Annotated in this window: 22 protein-coding genes; 12 read left to right on the top strand and 10 right to left on the bottom strand. The window is 73.1% G+C overall.

Annotated features, from left to right (window positions below; translation table 11 throughout):
• Positions 1–11 precede the first annotated feature (11 nt).
• From VHW64_RS04580 to groL, 9 genes are all read right to left on the bottom strand, one after another.
• Complete coding sequence (locus VHW64_RS04580) at positions 12–1,250, bottom strand: transcriptional regulator (RefSeq protein ID WP_329649329.1); 1,239 nt, start codon at positions 1,248–1,250, stop codon at positions 12–14.
• 210 nt (positions 1,251–1,460) lie between these two features.
• The gene (locus VHW64_RS04575; RefSeq protein ID WP_329649328.1) at positions 1,461–2,585 is read right to left on the bottom strand and encodes an XdhC/CoxI family protein; all 1,125 of its coding nucleotides are present in this window, start codon (positions 2,583–2,585) and stop codon (positions 1,461–1,463) included.
• Complete coding sequence (locus VHW64_RS04570) at positions 2,578–3,702, bottom strand: vWA domain-containing protein (protein WP_329649327.1); 1,125 nt, start codon at positions 3,700–3,702, stop codon at positions 2,578–2,580. Before VHW64_RS04570 ends, VHW64_RS04575 begins: the two co-directional genes overlap by 8 nt.
• Positions 3,703–3,709: 7 nt before the next feature.
• Positions 3,710–4,600, bottom strand: coding sequence for a MoxR family ATPase (locus VHW64_RS04565; RefSeq protein ID WP_329649326.1), 891 nt, complete (start codon positions 4,598–4,600; stop codon positions 3,710–3,712).
• 134 nt (positions 4,601–4,734) lie between these two features.
• The gene (locus VHW64_RS04560; protein WP_329649325.1) at positions 4,735–5,289 is read right to left on the bottom strand and encodes a nucleotidyltransferase family protein; all 555 of its coding nucleotides are present in this window, start codon (positions 5,287–5,289) and stop codon (positions 4,735–4,737) included.
• 40 nt (positions 5,290–5,329) lie between these two features.
• Entirely contained in the window at positions 5,330–6,196 is an 867-nt protein-coding gene (locus VHW64_RS04555; protein ID WP_329649324.1) for a DMT family transporter, read from the bottom strand.
• Positions 6,193–6,726 (bottom strand): GNAT family N-acetyltransferase, encoded by a 534-nt coding sequence (locus VHW64_RS04550; protein ID WP_329649323.1) that lies wholly within the window; start codon positions 6,724–6,726, stop codon positions 6,193–6,195. Before VHW64_RS04550 ends, VHW64_RS04555 begins: the two co-directional genes overlap by 4 nt.
• 33 nt (positions 6,727–6,759) lie before the next feature.
• Entirely contained in the window at positions 6,760–7,482 is a 723-nt protein-coding gene (locus VHW64_RS04545) for an HNH endonuclease family protein (protein ID WP_329649322.1), read from the bottom strand.
• A 62-nt stretch (positions 7,483–7,544) separates the two neighbouring features.
• A complete protein-coding gene (gene groL, locus VHW64_RS04540; RefSeq protein WP_329649321.1) occupies positions 7,545–9,176 on the bottom strand; it encodes a chaperonin GroEL in 1,632 nt (543 codons plus the stop codon).
• Between the two features lie 237 nt (positions 9,177–9,413).
• On the opposite strand from groL, the gene VHW64_RS04535 reads away from it, so the two are divergent.
• From VHW64_RS04535 to VHW64_RS04490, 10 genes are all read left to right on the top strand, one after another.
• A complete protein-coding gene (locus tag VHW64_RS04535; protein WP_329649320.1) occupies positions 9,414–10,091 on the top strand; it encodes a pyridoxamine 5'-phosphate oxidase family protein in 678 nt (225 codons plus the stop codon).
• A gap of 25 nt (positions 10,092–10,116) precedes the next feature.
• Positions 10,117–10,479 carry a YciI family protein gene (locus VHW64_RS04530; RefSeq protein ID WP_329649319.1) on the top strand — a complete coding sequence of 121 codons (363 nt, stop codon included), beginning with the start codon at positions 10,117–10,119 and terminating at the stop codon, positions 10,477–10,479.
• Between the two features lie 84 nt (positions 10,480–10,563).
• Complete coding sequence (locus VHW64_RS04525; protein WP_329649318.1) at positions 10,564–10,923, top strand: YciI family protein; 360 nt, start codon at positions 10,564–10,566, stop codon at positions 10,921–10,923.
• A 5-nt stretch (positions 10,924–10,928) separates the two neighbouring features.
• Positions 10,929–11,291: a YciI family protein gene (locus VHW64_RS04520; RefSeq protein WP_329649374.1), complete on the top strand. Its 363-nt coding sequence runs from the start codon at positions 10,929–10,931 to the stop codon at positions 11,289–11,291.
• Complete coding sequence (locus VHW64_RS04515; protein ID WP_329649317.1) at positions 11,266–12,525, top strand: RNA polymerase sigma factor; 1,260 nt, start codon at positions 11,266–11,268, stop codon at positions 12,523–12,525. Before VHW64_RS04520 ends, VHW64_RS04515 begins: the two co-directional genes overlap by 26 nt.
• 141 nt (positions 12,526–12,666) lie before the next feature.
• Complete coding sequence (locus VHW64_RS04510) at positions 12,667–14,517, top strand: ABC transporter ATP-binding protein (protein ID WP_329649316.1); 1,851 nt, start codon at positions 12,667–12,669, stop codon at positions 14,515–14,517.
• A complete protein-coding gene (locus VHW64_RS04505) occupies positions 14,504–16,336 on the top strand; it encodes an ABC transporter ATP-binding protein (protein WP_329649315.1) in 1,833 nt (610 codons plus the stop codon). Before VHW64_RS04510 ends, VHW64_RS04505 begins: the two co-directional genes overlap by 14 nt.
• 65 nt (positions 16,337–16,401) lie before the next feature.
• A complete protein-coding gene (locus tag VHW64_RS04500; RefSeq protein ID WP_329649314.1) occupies positions 16,402–17,481 on the top strand; it encodes a hypothetical protein in 1,080 nt (359 codons plus the stop codon).
• Positions 17,478–18,383 carry an ABC transporter ATP-binding protein gene (locus tag VHW64_RS04495; protein ID WP_329649313.1) on the top strand — a complete coding sequence of 302 codons (906 nt, stop codon included), beginning with the start codon at positions 17,478–17,480 and terminating at the stop codon, positions 18,381–18,383. Before VHW64_RS04500 ends, VHW64_RS04495 begins: the two co-directional genes overlap by 4 nt.
• Positions 18,380–19,192: an ABC transporter permease gene (locus tag VHW64_RS04490; RefSeq protein WP_329649312.1), complete on the top strand. Its 813-nt coding sequence runs from the start codon at positions 18,380–18,382 to the stop codon at positions 19,190–19,192. Before VHW64_RS04495 ends, VHW64_RS04490 begins: the two co-directional genes overlap by 4 nt.
• A gap of 32 nt (positions 19,193–19,224) precedes the next feature.
• Here the strand turns inward: VHW64_RS04490 and VHW64_RS04485 are convergent, their stop codons facing one another.
• On the bottom strand, positions 19,225–19,842 hold the full coding sequence (locus tag VHW64_RS04485; RefSeq protein WP_329649311.1) for an FMN-binding negative transcriptional regulator: 618 nt from the start codon (positions 19,840–19,842) through the stop codon (positions 19,225–19,227).
• Between the two features lie 146 nt (positions 19,843–19,988).
• On the opposite strand from VHW64_RS04485, the gene VHW64_RS04480 reads away from it, so the two are divergent.
• Positions 19,989–20,666 carry an alpha/beta hydrolase gene (locus VHW64_RS04480; protein ID WP_329649310.1) on the top strand — a complete coding sequence of 226 codons (678 nt, stop codon included), beginning with the start codon at positions 19,989–19,991 and terminating at the stop codon, positions 20,664–20,666.
• On the top strand, positions 20,642–20,846 hold a 205-nt coding region (locus tag VHW64_RS04475; RefSeq protein WP_329649309.1), incomplete at its 3' end, for a hypothetical protein. The genes VHW64_RS04480 and VHW64_RS04475, both read left to right, overlap by 25 nt.

Genomic DNA, 20,846 nt, shown 5'->3' with positions numbered 1-20,846 from the left:
TGGGGTGGATGTCAGCCGCGGGCGACCGCGAGCCGGCCCTTGAGCAGGGGCACGGCGGGATGGGACCGGTCACCGAGCGCCTCGAGACAGCTCTCGATGACCTCGGCGTCGTAGGGCGCGAGCTCGCTGTAGCGGATCACCGCAGCCGGCTCGGGGTTGACGATCAGCGCCTCGCGCATCGCGACGGCGACGTACTCGCCCAGCTCGACCAGGGCCGGCGACTCGGTGCCCGGGAGGAGGTCGCCGCCGTAGCGTGCGACAGCCGCCGCGGCGTCGCCTCGCCCGAGCGCATCGAGGACCTCCTCGATGTCGGTGGCGACCGGCAGCGTCAGCCGGTAGGGGCGTGAGGCGAGCTGCCCCCCGAGCGCCGCGCGCAGGTGGGAGACCTCGGCCTTGAGGGTCGAGAGCGTGACCGACTGGTCGCCGTAGACCAGGGCGTGCAGGCGGTCGAGCGAGAGGCCGTCGGGATGCAGGGCCAGGATCGCCAGGATCTCGGTCTGCCGGCGGTTGAGGAGCAGGCGGCTGCCGTCGAGGGTCGCCTCGGCGTTGCCGAGGAGGCGCAGCTGGAGACCGGTGGGACCGCCGGGCTCCTCCAGCATCGGGTTGGCCGCCGAGAGCGGCATCGCGGTCTCGATCAGCCGGGCCAGCACGCGCGCGGTGGCCAGGCCGATCGGGTGGGTGCGGTCCCAGGTCGTCGAGAGGTCGACGACGCCGAGCTGGGCCCCGGTCACGGGGTCGTGCACCGGCGCCGCCCAGCAGACCCAGTTGTGCACGATCGGCGCGTAGTGCTCGGCGCTGAAGACCATGCTCGGACGGCGCAGCCGGGTGGCGAGGTCGAGCGCGTTGGTGCCGACCGACTCGTCGTCCCACCGGGCCGCGGGGACGAAGTTCACCGTCTCGGCCTTGCGGCGCATGACCCGCCCGCCGTACGTCCACAGGATGCGGGTGTGCTGGTCGGTGACGGCCAGCACGAGGTCGCCGTCCTCCGCCGTACGTCGCAGCTCGGTCTCGACGTGCGCCACGGCGAGCTGGAGCGGGGAGCCGTCCCAGAAGGCGCGGGCCTCGGACTCGTCGTCCAGGGGCGCCTCGGCGACGTCGCGCGAGACCCGCGGCTGCGAGCGCTGCCAGCTCTTCAGGATCTCGGGCCGCACGTGCCCGGCGGCCCGGTCGCCCTGCTCCACGAACGCCGTCCACGCCCGCAGCGCGCTCACGCGGCGGTCCTGCAGGTCGCCCTGCGGGTCTGTGGTCACGGCGATTCCTGACGTGGGACGGGTCCGGTCACGGTAGCGCGAGTGCCCGCCATCGGCAGCGCTCCCCTCCCTCCGCTTTGGTGGGGGCTCGCTTGCCAAATCCCCCGCTGACGGGGGGTATTTGGCACTTCCTGGCCGCTGCAACCTCCAGGAAGTGTCAACTCGGGCCAAGAAGTCCGGGGCCGAGGTGACCAAGGAGGTCGCGCGGCGCTAGTCGTGGTGGATCCGGCCCTCGCCGCGGGCCAGCGGACCGCCGGAGCCACCCCAGCGCCCCGCGATGATCTCCGCCGCGATCGAGACCGCGGTCTCCTCCGGCGTACGCGCGCCGAGGTCGAGCCCGATCGGGCTCGCCAGCCGCTTCAGCTCGGCGTCGGTGACCCCGGCCTCGCGCAGCCGGGCCTCCCGGTCCTGATGGGTACGACGTGAGCCCATCGCGCCGATGTAGGCCACCTCCGGCAGGCGCAGCGCGACCTCGAGCAGGGGTACGTCGAACTTGGGGTCGTGGGTCAGCACCGTGATCACCGTGCGGGCGTCCAGGGCGCCGGCATCTCGCTGCTTCTCCAGGTAGCGGTGCGGCCAGTCGACGACGACCTCGTCAGCGTCGGGGAAGCGCGAGCTGGTGGCGAAGACCGGACGCGCGTCGCAGACGGTCACGTGGTAGCCGAGGAAGCTGCCGACCCGCGCGACCGCGGCCGCGAAGTCGATGGCACCGAAGACCAGCATCCGCGGCTTCGGTGCGAAGGCCCACACGAAGACGCGCATCCCCTCGCCGCGCCGTTCGCCGTCCGGCCCGTAGGTCAGCGTCGCGTTGGTGCCGCTGGCCAGCAGGCCGAGCGCGTCGTCGCGGACCGCTTGGTCGGCGCGGGTGGAGCCGATCGAGCCGGAGACCTCCTCGGTGTCGGGGTGGATGACCAGGCGCCGCCCCAGCCGCGCGGGGTCGGGGTGCTCGATCACGGTGGCGACGGCCACCGGCCGGCCGCTGTCGATGTCGGCCGCGAGCTCCTCCAGCTCGGGGAACGTCGCTCGAGAGACCTTCTCGACGTACACGTCGAGGATGCCCCCACAGGTCAGCCCCACCGCGAAGGCGTCGTCGTCGGAGATGCCGTAGCGGGTGAGCACCGGGACGCCGGACTCGACGACCTCCTTGCCCAGCTCGTAGACCGCGCCCTCGACGCAGCCTCCCGACACCGAGCCCACCGCGGTCTCGTCGGGCCCGACCAGCATGCTCGCGCCCGGCGGACGCGGCGCCGACCTGAACGTCGCCACGACGGTGCCGACTCCCACCTCGTCGCCCGCACGCCACCACGCCATCAGCTCGGGAAGGACCTCACGCATCGGCCAGCACCTCCACCAGGTCGGCGAAGGTCGCCAGCGAGTGCCCCGCGAGGAAGTCGTGGCAGAACGGCAGCGCCGCCAACACCCCGGTCTGGACGGCTTCGTAGCCCACCTTGCCGCGGTGCGGGTTCACCCACACGACGCGATGCGCGATACGTCGCAGCCTAGCCATCTGTCCTGCCAGCACCGACGCGTCACCTCGCTCCCATCCGTCGCTGAACACAACCACCACGGCGCCCCGCGCCATTCCGCGCTGCCCCCAGCGGTCGAGGAAGAACCGCAGCGTCTCTCCCAGCCTGGTGCCACCCGACCAGTCGGGGACGGTCTCACCGGCCGCCACCAGGGCCCGCTCGGGGTCGCCGATGCGCATCGCGCGGGTGATGTGGGTGACCCGCGTGCCGATGGTGAAGGTCTCCACCCGCCCGGACCCGGTCGCCATCCCCTGGGTGATCCGGTGTGCGAGCCGCAGCAGGGCATCGGCGTACGACGTCATCGACCCGCTCACGTCGACGAGCAGGACGACGCGGCGCGGACGCCGGGCCCGCCGCCGCCAGGCGATCTCGGCCGGCTCGCCCATCCGGCGCAGGCTGTCGCGCAAGGTGCGTCGGCTGTCGACCTCGCCGCGGTGCCATCGCTGGTGGCGCGCCGTACGCCGCGACGGCGGGCGCGGGCGCAGGCCGGCGAACATCGCCGCCAGGCGCTGCTTCTCCCCCGCCGTGAGCGATGCGACGTCGCGATGGCGCAGGACCTCGGCCGGGCTGGCCGCCGCCCGGATGACGTCGTCGGCGGTCGCGATGTCGCCTCCGTCGGGCTCCTCGAGGGGCAGCTGGTCCGCACTGGTCTCCGCGCGGACGACGGGCCGCGGCCTCGGCAGGCCGTGTCGGACGCTGAAGAACGCCTCGAAGACCTGGTCGAGCCGAGCCAGGTCGTCGGGACCGGCGCACAGCGTGGCCCGACCGGCCATCCGGACCGCAGCCGGCTCGGCCGCGTCGAGCCGCGCGGCGGCGGCCAGGAACTCCTGGGTCCGGTCCTGGGTGACCGGCACACCACCGGCCCGCACCGCTCGCGCGAACCCCAGCAGGATCTCGTCGCCCTCCCGGGCCGTCGAGGTGCTCATCGTCGGCTCAGGTCCGCAGCAGCTGGTCGAGCGCCTGCTTCACGCGATCGGTGTCCTCGCGGTACTTCACCAGCGCGCCCAGCGTCGTCGCGGCCGACTCGAGGTCGAGCTCGACCGTCCCGAGGTAGTGCAGGGCTCGCGCCCAGTCGAGGGTCTCGGCCACCCCCGGTGGCTTGGTGAGATCGCGCGCGCGCAGGTCCTGGACCGCGGCGACGACCTGGCGGGCCAGCGTCTCGGAGACCTCCGGCGCACGGGACCGGACGATCTGGAGCTCACGCTCGAGCCCGGGGTGCTCGATCCAGTGGTAGAGGCAGCGCCGCTTCAGCGCGTCGTGGAGGTCGCGGGTGCGGTTGGAGGTCAGGACGACGACCGGCGGGGTCGCCGCCTTGACGGTGCCGAGCTCGGGGATGCTGACCTGCCACGTCGAGAGCACCTCGAGCAGGAAGGCCTCGAACTCGTCGTCCGCGCGGTCGACCTCGTCGACCAGCAGGACCGCAGGGCTCTGCTGGAGAGCCGCGAGTACCGGCCGGGCGAGCAGGAACCGCTCGTCGTACAGGCTCTTCTCGGCCTCCTCGACACCGGCTCCCTCGGGACCACCGGCGGCCTCGAGCGCGCGGAGGTGGAGGATCTGGCGGGGGAAGTCCCAGTCGTAGAGCGCCTGGGACGCGTCGATCCCCTCGTAGCACTGGAGGCGCACCAGCGGCAGGTCGAGGGCCTCGGCGACCGCCTCGGCCAGCGCGGTCTTGCCTGTGCCCGGCTCACCCTCGAGCAGAAGCGGGCGCCGCATCGCCAGCGCCAGGTAGGTGACCGTGGCCAGCTCGTCGTCGGCGAGGTAGCCGGTCTGCCCCAGCAGGCTCGCCACCTCTGCCGCGGACGAGACCTCGCTGCGCTCGGACATGCCCCCAATCTACTTCTCCGGCCGCGGAGAGCCGATCGGATCACCGATGTGCCGAGGCGTCGGCCCGAACCACGACGACGCAGGGCTCGGCCACCCGGCGAGAACCCGCATCTCAACCGGTCGGAAGGCGCCACTCAACGGGAGTCGACGTCGTGGCCGGAGGCGAGGTCGCCGCACTCGACCAGGGTGACCTCGCGGGGCGCGAGGTAGGCGCGCGCGCCCTGGTCCCCGACCGCCGAGGCGACGACCCCGGCCCAGTGCTCGCGCCCGAGCAGGACCGGGTGGCCCGGCCTCCCGTCGTACGACGCGCGCGCCAGCGCCGCGGGGCCGTCGGACGCCGCGGCGGCGATCACTCGCGAGACGACCTCCGGCACCAGGTCGGGCACGTCGACCAGGGAGACGACGGCCCCCGGCTCCGTCGAGTCGGCGAGAGTCCGCAGACCGGTGCGCAGCGAGGCGCCCATGCCTTCGGCCCAGTCTGCGGCCACGACGACCTCGACGCCCAGCCCGTCGAGAAGCGGACGTGCCTGCTCCGCCTCGGCCCCGAGGACGACGGTCACGCGCGAGCAGCCGCCGGTGCGCAGGACCTCGACCCCGCGCACCAGCCACGGCCCCCCGTCGTCGCTCACCAGCGCCTTGGGCATGCCCATCCGACGACCGGCACCCCCGGCGAGAAGCAGACCCTCCACGCCACCAGCCTCTCAGACCGTCCCGCGCCGAGACCCGCACTCAGCCGAGGGCGATCAGCCCTATCCCGGCGAGCACGACGACGGCGCCCACCAGCCTGCGGGCGGGCCGCGGCTCGCGCAGCACCAGCCACCCGAAGACCGCGCCGACCACGATGCTCGACTCCCGGCCCGCCGCCACCAGGGCCACCGGCGCCAGCTGCATCGCGCGCAGGACGAGCACGTACGCCAGCGGCGAGCAGGCCGCCACGGTCAGCGCGGCCCGGCGGCCCGTGGTCCACACCTCCCGCACCGGCGTCGGGTCGGTACGGCGGGCCAGGGCCACCCACAGGAACGGCAGCTGGAGGACCAGGCCGAGCACGAAGTAGGGCACCGGGGGCACGTGGAGGCCGTTGACCGAACGGTTGTCCCACAGGGTGTACGCCGCGATCGTGGCGCCGGTGGCGAGTCCCCAGGCGGCACCGGCCCGCGCGTCGCCCGTCGTGCCGCCGAGCGAGATCAGCAGGACCCCGGCGACCACCGAGAGCACCCCGGCGACCTCCGCCGGCGCCGGGTGCTGGCCGAGCACCGTCACCGCGACGACGAAGGTCAGCAGCGGCCCGGTGCCGCGCGCCAGCGGATAGACGAGGTTGAGGTCGCCTTCGGCGTAGCCGCGCTGGAGGACCAGCTGGTAGGCGATGTGCAGCAGCGCGGAGACCACCGGTCCGACCAGCCAGGACCAGGTCGGGCGCTCGCCGGCGACCAGCACCCAGCAGACGCCGATCGGGAGCCACAGCGCGGCACTCGCCACGACGTACACCCAGACGAAGGCGACCCGGTCGGCACCGTCGCTGACGCCCTTGACCGCGAAGTTCCAGGTGGCGTGCAGGAGCGCGGCCGCCAGGACCAGCCCGAGCGCGGTCGTGCTCACGAGATGGGCGAGACGGGCGAGATGTGCGAGGGGGACCAGGGTGCCAGGTGGCCGCGCGCCATCCGGATCTCGGTCACGCCGGTCTCGGGCTCGGGCTTGCGACCGCCCTCGTCGGTGAAGCCGAGCTTGGCGTAGAACGCGATCGCCCTCGCGTTGCCGTCGAGGACCCACAGGTACGCCGGCCGGTCGCCGATCGCATGGCCCACGAGGTCGGCGGCCAGGCCGGTGCCGTGGGCACGCGCCAAGACGTTGATCGCGTAGAGCTCCAGGGGGACGGGCGCGTCGTCGTCGCGGCCGGGCCCGGACGTCGCCAGGCCGACGATGCCCGCCTCGTCGCGGGCCAGCCACCAGCTGACCGCCGGGGAGCTGCCGAGGCGTTCGCGCCACCGGCGCGGACCGGACGCCGGGTCGAGGGCGGCGAGGTACTCGGCCGGGAGCAGCCCGGCGTAGGCCTCCTGCCAGACGCGGACGTGCACCCGGCCCATCTCGTCGAGGTCGTCGAGGACGGGTCGAGCGATCGTCCAGGACACGCCCCTCACGCTCTCACAGCGGGATGGGACACCTCAGCGGCAGGTGCCGAGCATCGCCGACAGCGCGGCCTCCTCCGACGGGTCGACGGCGAGCCGGTAGCGCGTCTTGACCCCGATCCAGCGCCTGGCGTAGGTGCACTGGTAGCCCCGCCGGGGCCGCCACGACGCCGGGTCGTCGTCGCCCTTGCTCGCATTGGTCGGGCCGTCGACGGCGAGCAGCTCGGTCAGGTCGTTCGCGAACGCCACGCGCCGGTCCGGGCGCCAACGTCTCGCCCCGGAGACCCAGGCCTCGGCCAGCGGCACGACGTGGTCGATCTGGATCGCCTCGGCCTGCCGGAGGTCCTTGAGGTCGGTGAAGGTCAAGGTGCGCCCGGTGTAGGGGTCGTGCCAGCGGCCGGCGAGGACGTCGTGGTCGCACGAGCCCTGCTGCGCCACCGTCGTGGTCCCGGGCACCGCGTCGCGGAGCAGGACGTCGTCGCGCTGGTTGCACCCGTCGTGGTCGGTGTCGAGCCAGGCCGCACCGAATGCGTCGCGGTGGTAGCCCTCGGTCCCCCGCGGCCGCGGCGCGACGTGGAGCCGAGCGAGCTCCGCCCGCGCCCGCACCGCGTCGGGCGGCTGCGGGGATGCCGGGGACGACGGGGACGACGGGAGGTGGCGCCCGTGGTGCTGGCGGTGGCCGGCCCGCGACCCGGCCGACGACGTGCCGAGACCGCAGCCGGCCGCCAGCAGGAGGACCGCCCCGAGGGCGGCCGGCAACAGCAAAGGCCCCCGCCGTCGGCGGGAGCCTTCGCTGGTAGGACTCGTTGCTGGCCTGTCGGTCAGAAGTCCATGCCGCCCATGCCGCCGTCGCCTCCGCCGGGCATGGCAGCGGCCTTCTCGGGCTTGTCCGCGACGACCGCCTCGGTCGTCAGGAACAGCGCGGCGATCGACGCGGCGTTCTGCAACGCGGAGCGGACGACCTTGGTCGGGTCGGGCACGCCGGCCTTCAGCATGTCGCCGTACTCGCCGGTCGCGGCGTTGAGACCGTGACCCTCGGGCAGACCGGCGACCTTCTCGGCCACGACGCCGCCCTCGAGCCCGGCGTTGAGCGCGATCTGGCGGACCGGGGCGCTGAGGGCGACCTTGACGATGTTGGCGCCCGTGGCCTCGTCCTGAGGCAGGTCGAGCTTGTCGAACGCCTTGGCACCGGCCTGGAGCAGGGCCACACCGCCACCGGCGACGATGCCCTCCTCCACCGAGGCCTTGGCCGCGCGAACGGCGTCCTCGATGCGGTGCTTGCGCTCCTTGAGCTCGACCTCGGTGGCCGCCCCGACCTTGATGACCGCGACGCCGCCGGCGAGCTTCGCCAGCCGCTCCTGGAGCTTCTCGCGGTCGTAGTCGGAGTCGCTCTTCTCGATCTCGGCGCGGATCTGGTTGACCCGGCCCTCGATCTGGCCGGAGTCACCGGCACCCTCGACGATCGTGGTCTCGTCCTTGGTGATGACGACCTTGCGCGCCGAGCCGAGCAGCTCCAGCCCGGTCGACTCCAGCTTGAGGCCGACCTCCTCGGAGATGACCTGCCCGCCGGTGAGGATCGCGATGTCCTGGAGCATGGCCTTGCGGCGGTCGCCGAAGCCCGGAGCCTTGACGGCCACGGACTTGAAGGTGCCGCGGATCTTGTTGACCACCAGGGTCGAGAGGGCCTCGCCGTCGACGTCCTCGGCGATGATCAGCAGCGGCTTGCCGCCCTGCATGACCTTCTCCAGCACGGGCAGGAGGTCCTTGACCGAGGAGACCTTCTGGTTCGCGACCAGGATGTAGGGGTCGTCCAGGACGGCCTCCATGCGCTCCATGTCGGTGGCGAAGTACGCCGAGATGTAGCCCTTGTCGAACCGCATGCCCTCGGTGAGCTCGAGGTCGATGCCGAACGTGTTCGACTCCTCGACGGTGATGACGCCTTCCTTGCCGACCTTGTCCATCGCCTCGGCGATGATGTCGCCGACGCTCTGGTCGCCACCGGCGGAGATGGCCGCCACCGAGGCGATCTGCTCCTTGGTCTCGACGTCCTTCGACATCGAGGTGAGCTGCTCCGAGACGGCCTCGACGGCCTTCTCGATGCCCCGCTTGATGCCCATCGGGTTGGCGCCCGCGGCGACGTTGCGCAGTCCCTCGCGGACCATCGCCTGAGCCAGCACGGTAGCGGTCGTCGTGCCGTCACCGGCGACGTCGTCGGTCTTCTTCGCGACCTCCTTGACGAGCTCGGCCCCGATCTTCTCGTAGGGGTCCTCCAGCTCGATCTCCTTGGCGATGCTCACACCATCGTTGGTGATGGTGGGCGCGCCCCACTTCTTCTCGAGGACGACGTTGCGGCCCTTGGGACCGAGCGTGACCTTGACCGCGTCGGCGAGTTGGTTCATCCCTCGCTCGAGCCCGCGGCGGGCCTCCTCGTTGAAAGCAATCAGCTTCGGCATGTTGTCTGCGATTCCTTCTGGCGTGAATACAGATGTGGTCGGCCGGAGGGCTGCCCGCGACGGACGGCCAGGCTGCCCGGCGGACCCTTCCCGCCGTCGCTACTGACCTCAGCTCACCCGGTCGAATGCGTTGTCACTCTCGACCCGAGAGTGCCAGCCTCATGTTTAGCACTCGCACCCCCCGAGTGCAAACGGTCCGGGCCGTCCTGGCGGCGCGCGACCCACTACCGTCGCCGCATGAAGGATCTGCGCCGGCCCGTCCGGCTGCCGGAGAAGGCGACCACCGACCGGGCCGCCCTCGACGCCCTGCTCGACACCGCCCGAGTCGGCCATTTCGCGGTCGTCGCCGCGGACGGCGCGCCGGCCGTGATCCCCACGATGGTGGTGCGCGACGGTGACCGGGTCCTCGCCCACGGCTCGACCGGCTCCCGCTGGATGCGACGGCTCGCGGCCGGCGTCCCCACCTCGCTCGGCGTCACGGCGTACGACGGGCTGGTCGTGGCCCGCAGCGCCTTCGAGTCCTCGATCCGCTACCGCTCCGCGGTGGTCTTCGGGCGCTGCTCGACCGTGACCGACGACAAGGAGCGCTTCCTCGACCTGGTCACCGAGGCGCTGATCCCGGGCCGCACGGCCGAGATCCGCCGGCCGAGCAAGGCCGAGCTCGCCGCCACCCTCGTCCTGGCCCTCCCCCTCGACGACTGGTCGCTGAAGATCTCCGCCGGCTGGCCGGAGGACGAGGACGACGACGTCGCCGGGCCCGCGTGGGCAGGCGTCGTCCCGGTCCGGGAGAGGTACGACGCGCCGCTCGCGGCCCCCGACCTGCGCGACGGCATCGACGTGCCCGCCTCGGTGCGCACCCTGGAGCCGCCCGACGCGAACGTCGATCCCGATGCGGGTGCCTCGTCACCCCGGTGACCGATCCACCTGAGAGGAAGACACCATGACCAGCTACCTGATCCTGTTCCCCGCCGACCGGGAGGACGAGTGGGCCGTCAAGACGCCGGAGGAGCGGCAGGCCGTCTACGACACCGACCTCGAGTTCGGACGGCTGCTCGAGCAGCGCGACGGCATGGTGACCGGCGGCGCGGAGCTCGACACCTGCCAGCGCGCCCACTCCATCCGCCGCGGTCCCCACGGCACGGCCCTGACCACCGACGGCCCGTACGCCGAGTCGGCCGAGCAGCTCTCGGGCTTCTACGTCGTCTCGATCGACGACGAGCAGGCTCTGCTCGACGCGGCCCAGGTGCTGGTGAAGGCCCATCCGGCGGTGGAGATCCGCCCGATCGAGAGCCAGGGCGACTGACCGGCCCGGCTGTCGATTCCGACGAGGCTCGCGCGTCACCAGGGTGAGGGGGAAGACTCCTCCCCACGACCCGAGAGGACCGCCATGACCAGCTACGTCGTACTCCTGCCCGGTGACGAGAGCGCCTGGGCGGCGACTCCGGAGCCTCAGAAGCAGGAGATGTACGCCGTCCACGCGGAGTTCGCCAAGCGGCTGGCCGAGCGCGGGCACCAGGTGACCGGTGGCGCGGAGCTCGCTCCGAGCAGCCAGGCCCGGGTGCTGCGCACATCCGCGAACGGCGAGCACACGGTCACCCAGGGGCCGTACGCCGAGACCGCCGAGCAGGTGACCGGCTTCTACGTCGTCGAGACCGCCGACCTCGACGACCTGGTCGAGGTCTGCAAGGTGCTCGGCCGCGGCGAGAGCGCGATCGAGATCCGTGAGTGTCGCGGCGGTGGCATGTGAAGGCGATGGTGCTGCTCGCCGAGACCGAAGGCGGGTGGGAGAGCGCCACCGAGCAGCAGCGGCAGGAGGTGATGGACGCCCACACGGCGTTCCACAAGGCGGTCGCGGAGCGCGCCACCATGCTCGCCGGCGAGGCGCTCGCGGAGGCTCGCGAGGCCAGGACCCTGCGCCACGTCGGCGGCGCTCCCGTGGTCACCGAGGGGCCGTACGCCGAGACCGCCGAGCAGATCGGCGGCTTCTACCTCGTCCAGGCCGAGTCGCTGGACCTGGTCGTGGAGCTGTGCGGCCTGCTGCCGTCGTCGTACGCCGTGGAAGTGCGTCCCGTCGTCGACATCGAGGGCTATGACGACACCCGCGACTGGACCTGACCCCGCGCCGGGAGTCGCGCAGGCGGTCGCCGAGGCGGTCGCCATCGCGTGGCGCGACCAGTGGGGCCGGCTGACGGCTCTGCTGGTCGCGCAGTACCGACGGCTCGACCTGGCCGAGGACGGCCTCGCCGACGCCTTCGAGGCGGCCGCGCGCACGTGGCCCCGCGACGGCGTTCCCGCCAACCCACCGGCGTGGCTGCTCACCAGCGCGCGCCGTCGCATCCTCGACCGGTTGCGCGCCGAGGCGGTCGCCGCCAGGCGGCTGCCCGTGCTCGCCGTCGAGGCCCAGCTCCAGGAGGAGGTGCAGCGCGTGATGGCCGACGCCGGCGAGCCCGTCCGCGACGAGCGGCTGCGCCTGGTGCTGCTGTGCGCCCACCCGGCGCTGTCCCGGGAGAACGCGGCTGCGCTCACCCTGCGGATGGTCATCGGCGTCTCGACCGCAGACATCGCGCGGCTCTTCCTCGTGCCCACGGCCACGATGGCCGCACGGCTCACCCGCTCGCGCAAGAGCCTGGCCGGCGAGAGCTTCGGGGTGCCCACGGGCGCCGAGCTCCGGCGACGGGTGGGCCGAGCGGCCGACGTGGCCTACCTGGCCTTCACGGCCGGCTACGCACCGCCGTCCGGCTCCCAGCTGGTGCGCGGCGACCTGGCGGCCGAGGCGATCCGCCTCGCGCGCGTGCTGCACGAGCTGCTCCCCGGACGGGCCGATCTCGACGGTCTGCTCGGCCTGATGCTGCTCCAGCACTCACGGCGCGACGCCAGGCTGGACGACGGGCAGCTCGTCCTGCTGCCCGACCAGGACCGGGCTCGCTGGCACGCCGCCGAGATCCGCGAGGCCCTCGAGGTGCTGACGCCACACGTCACCGCGCCCGGCACGCCGTACCTCCTCCAGGCGCTGATCGCCGCGGAGCACGCGATCGCGCCCCATCCCGACGCCACCGACTGGCCGCGCATCGTCGAGAGGTACGACGAGCTGGTGGCGCTGGAGGACACCCCCGTCGTCCGCCTCAACCGCGCGGTCGCCGTGGCCGAGGCAGACGGTCCGCTGGCCGGGCTGCGCGCCCTGGACGGCGTCGAGCTCCCGGGCCACCGGCTTCCCGGGGTCCGTGGCGAGCTGCTGGCCCGGGTCGGCCGCACCGACGAGGCCCGCACCGAGCTCAGCCGCGCGATAGCCCTGTGCGACAACGACCCCGAGCGCGCCCACCTCAGCACCCGCGTGGCCGGCTTGTCCTAGGGAAGCGCTGGTCCGCGGGTCTCCTCGGCCGGAGCCTCCAGGACTGCTCGGGTGGGGACGACGTGCGCGAGCCCGCAGGCACGTCTCTCGGGCACGACGGAGGCCGACCGGGTGTCGGAGGGCGGCTCTAGGGTGAGCGGCGTGGCCACCTCCCCCGCTCGGATCCTCGGCGAGCTCCGCGCCCGCCCGGCCACGCGATTCTTCCGCTGTCTCACCCGGTCGGTGCCGGGGCTCGCTGCCGCGTGGTGGCTGCTGCTGCTCGTCCGCGCGCTGGTGCCGGCCGGGCTGGCCATCGCCACGGGCCTGCTCGTCGGCCGGGTGCAGGCGGGGTCCGACCTGACCGCAGCGCTGGCCGTCTTCGGCGTGGTGTTCGTGGCCTCCCAGGTGAGCCCCTCGGTCCATCAGGTCGTCGGCGCTCTGCTGGGCCACCACCTCAGCTCGGTCCTCAACGACCGGCTGATGGCCGCGAGCCTGGGGCCCGACGGCGTCGGTCACCTCGAGCGCGGCGATCTCACCAACGACCTCACGACGGCTCGCGACTTCGACCTCGGCTGGACCGGCCCGCCGATGTTCATCAACATGGACTTCATCGCCCAGGGCCTGGTCATGCTGCTGGGCGGCATCGCGTCGTCCCTGGTGCTGGTCGGGTTCGCCTGGTGGGCCCCGCCGCTGCTGCTGCTCGGCTGGGGGTCGACCCACTGGCTGCTGCGCGAGAGCGGCGTGTGGCGAGACCGCAACACCGACGAGGTCAAGGCCGCGCGCCGTCACACCGACTACGCCTACGACCTCGCGACGGAGCCGGCAGCGGCCAAGGAGGTGCGGCTGTTCGGGCTCGCGCCCTGGCTGCTCGAGCGCTTCACGGGCCACCGGCTCCACCTCCACCAGCTCCAGTACGACGCGACCCGGCTGCGCGAGCGCTCGCTGGCCGGGGCGCTCGTGATCGTCCTGGCCACCAACGCGCTGCTGTTCGGCGTCCTCGCCCACCGCGGATACGCCGGCAGCCTCGACCTGCGCGCCGTCGTGACCTACGCAGGCGCCGGGTTCGGGTCGAGCGCGATCGCCTTCGGCGGGCTGAGCTGGGCCCTCGACGGCGCGGCCGCGCCCGTGGTCGCCATCGAGCGGCTGGAGGTGGAGATGGCGCGGGCCGGCGCGCTCACCGCGTCCCGGGTGGCTCCCCGACCGTCGTCGACGACCAGCGGGTCGGCCGCTCCGGAGATCAGGTTCCGCGACGTCACCTTCACCTACCCGACCGGCAGCGGGCCGGTCCTGGAGCACCTCGACCTGACCGTGCCCGCCGGTGCGTCGCTGGCCATCGTCGGGCAGAACGGCGCCGGCAAGACCACCCTCGCCAAGCTGCTGTGCCGCCTCTACGACCCCGACTCGGGCAGCATCGAGATCGACGGCGTCGACCTGCGCGAGCTCGACCTCGTCGCCTGGAGGTCGCGCCTGGCCGCCGTCTTCCAGGACTTCGTCCGCTACGAGCTGCCGCTGCGTGACAACGTCGCGCCGCTGGGCGCCGACACCTCGGTGGTCGAGGGCGCGCTGGAGCAGGCCGGTGCGCTCGGCCTCGCCGAGCTCGACGCGCCGCTGGCCAAGGGGTACCCAGGCGGCGTCGAGCTGTCCGGTGGTCAGTGGCAGCGGGTGGCGCTGGCACGGGCGATCGCCAAGGTCCACGGCGGTGCCAGCGCCGTGCTCCTCGACGAGCCGACCGCCATGCTCGACGTGCGCGGCGAGTCCGAGATCTTCCGCCGGGTGCTCGGTTCCACGGCTGCCGCGACCACGGTCCTGGTCTCACACCGGTTCTCGACCGTCCGGCAGGCCGAGCTGATCTGCGTGGTCGAGCAGGGGCGGGCGCTCGAGCTGGGGACCCACGACGAGCTGATGGCGCTGCGGGGGCGCTACTTCACGATGTACGACCTCCAGGCGAGCCGCTTCCACGACGAGCGCGAGCTCGACGAGCACGGCGAGGAGCTCGTCCATGACCACCTCTGAGGCCGCCGGACGCCGTGCCGGCGTGCCGACCGACGAGGCCGGCGCCCTGCCGCGGGCCGTGCCCTCGATGATCCGGGTCGTCAGGCACGGGTACCACGCCGAGCCCGGGCTGCTGTGGTCCTCGCTGGCCATGACCGCGCTCGAGGCGCTGCCCGACGTGCTGGTCGCGATCTGGCTGGCGCTGCTCACCGACGGGCTCGTGGGTCACCACCGGTCCCGTCTCTACGTCGGCGCCGCCGGCCTCGCGGCGTCCGCCACCTTGATGTGGGTCCTGTCGGTCACCCTCGACCGCACCACCCGCCGGCTCGGCGACCGGCTGAACATCATGTTCCAGGGCCTGGTCGCGCGGCTCCAGGCCGAGGTCGCCACCGTCGAGCACCACGAGCGCCCGGCGTACCTCGACCGGATCGCGGTGCTGCGCACGGGCGTGTTCGCGCTCGACCATCTGTTCCGGTCGATGTTCACGATGGTCGGCTGGCTGCTGCGCCTGGCCTTCGTCTGCGTGCTGCTCGCGGCGATCGACCCGCGGCTGCTCCTGCTGCTGGTCAGCGCGGTTCCGCTGCTGGTCGTCGCGGGCTGGCGGCCCAAGGTCGAGAAGCGCGTGGAGGAGCGCGTCGCTCCCCACGGCCGGCTCGGGCGCCACGTGTTCTCGGTCTCGACCACGCCGCCGCCCGGCAAGGAGGTGCGCGTCACCGGCAACCAGGCCGACCTCGCCGCGCGCCGGCAGGCGGCGTGGAGCAGCTGGTTCCGGCCGATCCGCGCCACCGGGCTGGTCAGCGCTGGCTACCTGTCGCTGGCGTGGGCGGTGTTCGCCCTGTCCTTCGTCGGCGCCGTCGTGTGGGTGGTCTCCGGCCTCGACCGGGGTCCGGGGGCCGTGGTGCTCGTGCTGACTGCTGGGGGCCGGCTCTCGGCGTACGTCGGCTCCGCGGTCGGCGAGCTGGGGTTCCTGCGCGGCATCTGGCTCGACTCCGCGCAGCGGCTGGCCTGGCTGGAGGACTTCGCCGCCCAGCAGAACGCGCAGGTCGACGAGGTGGCCCCCGACCACCTGAGCCAGGGCATCCGCTTCGAGGGCGTGACCTTCGCCTATCCGGGCACGACCCGCGAGGTGCTGCGCGACGTCGACCTGACGCTGCCCGCCGGCAGCGTGGTGGCCGTCGTCGGTGAGAACGGCGCGGGCAAGTCCACCCTGGTCAAGCTGCTCGCGCGGATGTACGCCCCGACCGCGGGCCGGATCCTGGCCGATGACACCGACATCGGGCGGATCGACGTCGAGCAGTGGCGCGCGCGACTGGCCGGTGCCTTCCAGGACTTCGCACGCCTGGAGTTCGTCGCGGCCACCACGGTCGGGCTCGGCGACGCGCCGCGTCGCGACGACCGCGCAGCCGTGGGCTCGGCGGTCGACAAGGCCGGCGCGACCACGGTGGTCGCCGGCCTCGGCCAGGGGCTCGACACCCAGCTCGGGCCCTCGTGGGAGGGCGGCGTCGATGTCAGCTTCGGCCAGTGGCAGAAGCTCGCCCTGGCCCGCGGCTACATGCGCCACGATCCGCTCCTGCTGATGCTCGACGAGCCCACCGCCGCCCTCGACGCCGAGACCGAGCACGCGCTCTTCGAGCGGTTCGCGGCCGGCGCGCGCGAGGTGACGGACAACGGCCGGGTCATCGTGCTGGTCTCCCACCGCTTCTCCACGGTGCGGATGGCCGACCTGATCGTGGTCCTCGACGGCGCCCGCGTCGCCGAGGTCGGCAGCCACGACGAGCTGATGGCCCTCCGCGGCACCTACGCCGAGCTGTATGCCATCCAGGCCGAGTCCTACGCCTGAGGCGAGCATCAGGGGGCCCCGCCCGCGATCGAACCCCGCGCCCGCATGGCACGTAGGTTCGCTTCATGAGACCGGTGCTGCGCTGGGGGGTGGCCGGGCTCGCCACCGCCCTGCTGGCTCTCACGCCGTACGCCGGGCGCCTGTACCGCGTGTCCGACCCCGACGTCAGCACGGCGGCCCTGGTCGCTGCGGTGCGCGCCTCCGCGGGCACTGCGTACTCCGCGACGGTCGAGGTCGACGGCCATGTCGGCCTGCCGATCGCCGACCACTTCAGCGACCTCGCGGACCTGTTCGGCGGCACCACGAGACTGAGGGTCTGGTGGCGCGACGAGACCGACTGGCGAGTCGACCGGCTGCTCGACACCGGTGAGGTCGACCTCTTCCACCTCGGCCAGGTGACTACCGAGTGGGACTACGAGCGCGGAGACGCGCGCTACTCCCGCGACCCCGAGATCCGGCTGCCGCGCGACTCCGACCTGCTGCCCCCCGAGGTTGCCCGCCGTGCTCTCGACGACGCGGCGGCCGGCCAGGTGACGTCACTCCCGGCGCGTCGGATCGCGGGCGTCGACGCGGCCGGGCTGCGCGTGCCCGTCACCGGTGTGCAGAGCAGCCTGCGCCACGTCGACCTGTGGGTCGACCCGGCGACCGGGGTCACGCTCGCCGCCCGGGTCTACGGCGTCTCGTCGCAGCCGGCCGTCAGCACGACGTTCACGACGTACTCCAGCGCCATCCCCGGCACCGCCGCGACCCACTTCCGCCCGGCGCCGGGCGTCACGCGCTTCGCCGACCGGATCGTCGACATCGCGGACGCGGCCGACGAGTTCGCGCCGGTGAAGGCACCGGCGTCACTGGCCGGGTTGTCCCGCACGTCCGGATCGGCGGCTGCCCTCTACGGCCACGGCCTGACCCGTTTGCTAGCGATCCCCCTGCCCTACCGCGATGCCGACGAGCTCGCCGCGCAGCTCACCAGCTCGGGCGCCACCGTCGTGCACGGGCAGGAGCTGCTCCGGGCCGGCCCGTTGGGCGTGCTGGTGACCCGCGGCGTGGGCAATGTCTATGTCCACTGGCTGCTCGCCGGCACGGTGACCGATGCGGCGCTGCGTCAGGCGGCCCGGGAGCTCACGCGCACGGCGGTCCACCGGTGATCCGCACCCAGGGACTGACCAAGCGCTTCGGCCGGCTCGCGGCCGTCGACGGGCTCGACCTGGACGTCGCCGAAGGCGACGTCTACGGCTTTCTGGGCCCCAACGGCTCGGGCAAGACCACGACGGTCCGGATGCTGCTCGGGCTCGTCCTGGCCACCTCCGGCACCGTGGAGCTCCTGGACCAGCCCATGCCGAAGCGGGCCGCCGACGTGCTCCCCCAGGTCGGGGCTCTGGTCGAGGCGCCCGCGGCGTACGCCGGGATGTCGGGGCGCGCCAGCCTCGCGCTGCTCGACGCGATGGGTCCCGGCGGCGGCCGACGCGACCGCAAGCGCCGGATCGAGGAGGCCCTGGACCGGGTGGGCCTCGGCGGCATCGACCGCCGACCGGTCCGCACCTACTCGCTCGGGATGCGGCAGCGCCTCGGCCTGGCCGGTGCGCTCGTGCGCCGGCCTCGGCTACTCGTCCTGGACGAGCCCACCAACGGCCTGGACCCGCAGGGGATCCGCGAGATCCGCGACCTGCTCCTGGAGCTCAACCGCGAGGGCACGACCGTGTTCTTGTCCTCGCACCTGCTGGCCGAGGTCGAGCAGCTGTGCGGGCGGGTCGGCGTCCTGGACCGCGGCCGGCTCGTGGTCCAGGGCCGACTGGAGGACCTGCGCGGACCGACCGGCCGGCTCCACGTGCGGACACCGGACGTCGACGCGGCTCGGGCCCTCCTCGACGGTCGGATCGAGGTCGCGAGCGACGACGGCCTGCTGATCCGCCACGACGACCCCGCCGCGCTGAACCGGCTCCTCGTCGAGGCCGGGGTCCGCGTCGAGCTGCTCGCCCCCGAGCACCGCTCTCTCGAGGACGTCGTGCTGGCGGCGACCCGGTCCGGGTCGGACCGGGTGGCCCGATGATCCGGGTGGAGCTCGTCAAGCTGCTGCGCAGCCGGCGGACCTGGGTCACCGTGGCCGTCATCGACGCCCTCCCCTCCCTGGTCGCGGTCCTGCTCGCCACCACCGACATCGGACCGCGCCCGGGCAGCGGGCCGGCGTTCCTCTCGGCCGTGCTCTCGGACGGCTCGCTCTACCCGCTGGCGGCGATCGCGATGGTGCTGCCGCTGTTCCTGCCGGCGGCGATCGCCATCGTCGGCGGGGACTCGGTCGCCGGCGAGGCACAGCAGGGCACGCTGCGCTATGTGCTGGTGCGGCCGGTGGGACGTACCCGGCTGCTGGTCGCCAAGCTCGTCTCGGTGATGGCCTTCGCCCTGCTGTCGCTGCTGGTGGTCGCGGCGACGGCGTTCGTCCTGGGCACGCTGCTGCTCGGGCAGGGTCCCGGTCAGGTGACGACGACGTTCTCGGGCACGTCGCTGAGCAACAGCCAGCTCGCCGCACGCACCGCGCTGGCGCTGGTCTACGCCTTGCTGTCGATGCTCGGCGTGGCCTCGGTCGCGCTGTTCCTCTCGACGATCGTGCGCTCACCCCTGGCCGCGACCATGGGCACCCTTGCCCTGCTGATCGGGTCCTCGCTCCTGCTGACCCTGGACGCCGCCCACGCGCTGCGGCCCTACCTCGTCACGAGGTACTGGCTGTCGTTCGTCGACCTGTTCCGCGACCCCATCTTGTGGCACGACGTACTGCACGGCGTCCTGCAGCAGGTGGCCTACGTCGTCGTCTTCCTGCTCGCCGCCTGGGCGAACTTCGTGACCAAGGACGTGACCGACTGACCCCTCCCCCGCGAGGTGGGGTGGGGTGGGGGTCAGGCTCCTCGGCCGCGGACTCGCCGCATCTCGTCGGCCAGAGCGGGGTTGCGCTCGCCCAGGTGGGCGGTGACGTTCTCGACCACCTCGGGCGACTTGTTCTGGCTGAGCTTGGCGCGGGCGTCGAACCGGTCGACCCGCATCCGCAGACCGGCCGTCCCCTGCGCCGTACGACGGGTGCCGGCCTCGTCCTCGGCGAGACTGCGGCCGTGCGGCTGGCGGCTCTCGAAGTAGTCGGTGAGGCGGCCCAGCGCGGCGTAGTTCGCCTCCGCGCTGAGCACCTCCGGCGTCCCGTACAGGTGAGCGGTGACGTGGTTCCACGTCGGGATCAGGTCACCGGGCGCGTACCAGCTCGGCGAGACGTAGTCGTGCGGGCCCGCGATGATCACCAGGACCTGGTGCTCACCGAGCTCGTGCAGCTCGTCGTCGGGCCGCCCGAAGTGGCTGATGATCGTGATCTGGTCGCCCTCGGAGGCAGCCTCGTCGAGCATCACCGGATAGTGGGAGGCGACAACGCCGCCGTCCACCGGCGAGCAGAAGGTCGCCCACGGGTTGTTGCGGATGAGGCGCCGGACCTCGTCCGGATCTGTCATCAGGTAGTGAGGTGTGTGCCGCATCAGCGTCGGGCTCCTCCTCGGACGGCGGGCACGGGCGTGCCTCGCTCTGCCTACCACAGGCCCCGTCACCCACGGCGCGGATGGTCCCGGGGCGGTGCCGGGTGCGACGATCACGATGACCGGGCACTCGAGGATCGGAGGTCGCCGTGGACGGAGCCGACCTCCCGGAGGTGGTCTCGGGCGAGCTCGTGACCGAGCGCCTCGGGTACGACGGCGGCCGGCAGGTGTCGGCGTACGTCCCGTCGGCCCCGCCCGAGGCGATCGTGTTCGCGGGTGACGGCCAGGTCGTCACACGATGGGGCGAGGACCTGGTTGCGGCAGGTGCGCCACCCACGATGATCGTCGGTCTCCACCGGGCGAGCGACAAGGAGCTCCGGCTCCACGAGTACTCACCCGGCTTCGATCCCCAGCGCTTCGCGGCGCACGAGAGGTTCCTGGTCGACGACGTCCGCCGCTGGGTCGAGGCACGGTTCGGCGTCGCGATGCCAGCGGAGCGCACCGCGTCGTTCGGGGTCTCGGCGGGTGGGGAGCTGGCCCTGGCCCTCGGCATGGGACACCCCGACCTCTTCGGGGCCGTGCTCTGCGCCTCCCCCGGTGCCGGCTACCGGCCACCGGAGGTGCTGCCCGTCCGGCTGCCGCGCACCTATCTCGTGGCCGGCACTCGGGAGCCGTTCTTCCTCGCGAACGCGGGCCGATGGGCGCAGTCGCTGCGCGACGCGGGTGCGGAGGTGGTCATGCAGGAGCGCGACGGGGCACACGGCGACGGGTTCTGGCGCCGGGAGCTCCCGCTGATGGCGACGTGGGCGTTCGGCTCTTCTCGGTAGGGAAGACGCGCGACGAGGCGCGGCCCGCACCGAGTGCGGGCCGCGCCGTCGTGGTCGTGCTAGTCGGGCAGGGGGACGGGTCGACGCCGGCGGGCGCGGGCCGCTCGGCGTCCCAGTCGCCGCTGTTCGGCATCGGCGACTCGGGTGGCGATCACTTCTCGGGCAACACGGTGGGGCAGC

Origin of the sequence: Nocardioides sp. (assembly GCF_036267815.1) — a bacterium.
Classification (GTDB): Bacteria; Actinomycetota; Actinomycetes; order Propionibacteriales; family Nocardioidaceae; genus Nocardioides.
Note: the sequence above shows the minus strand (reverse complement) of the source record. Positions and strands in the feature narration are given on the sequence as shown.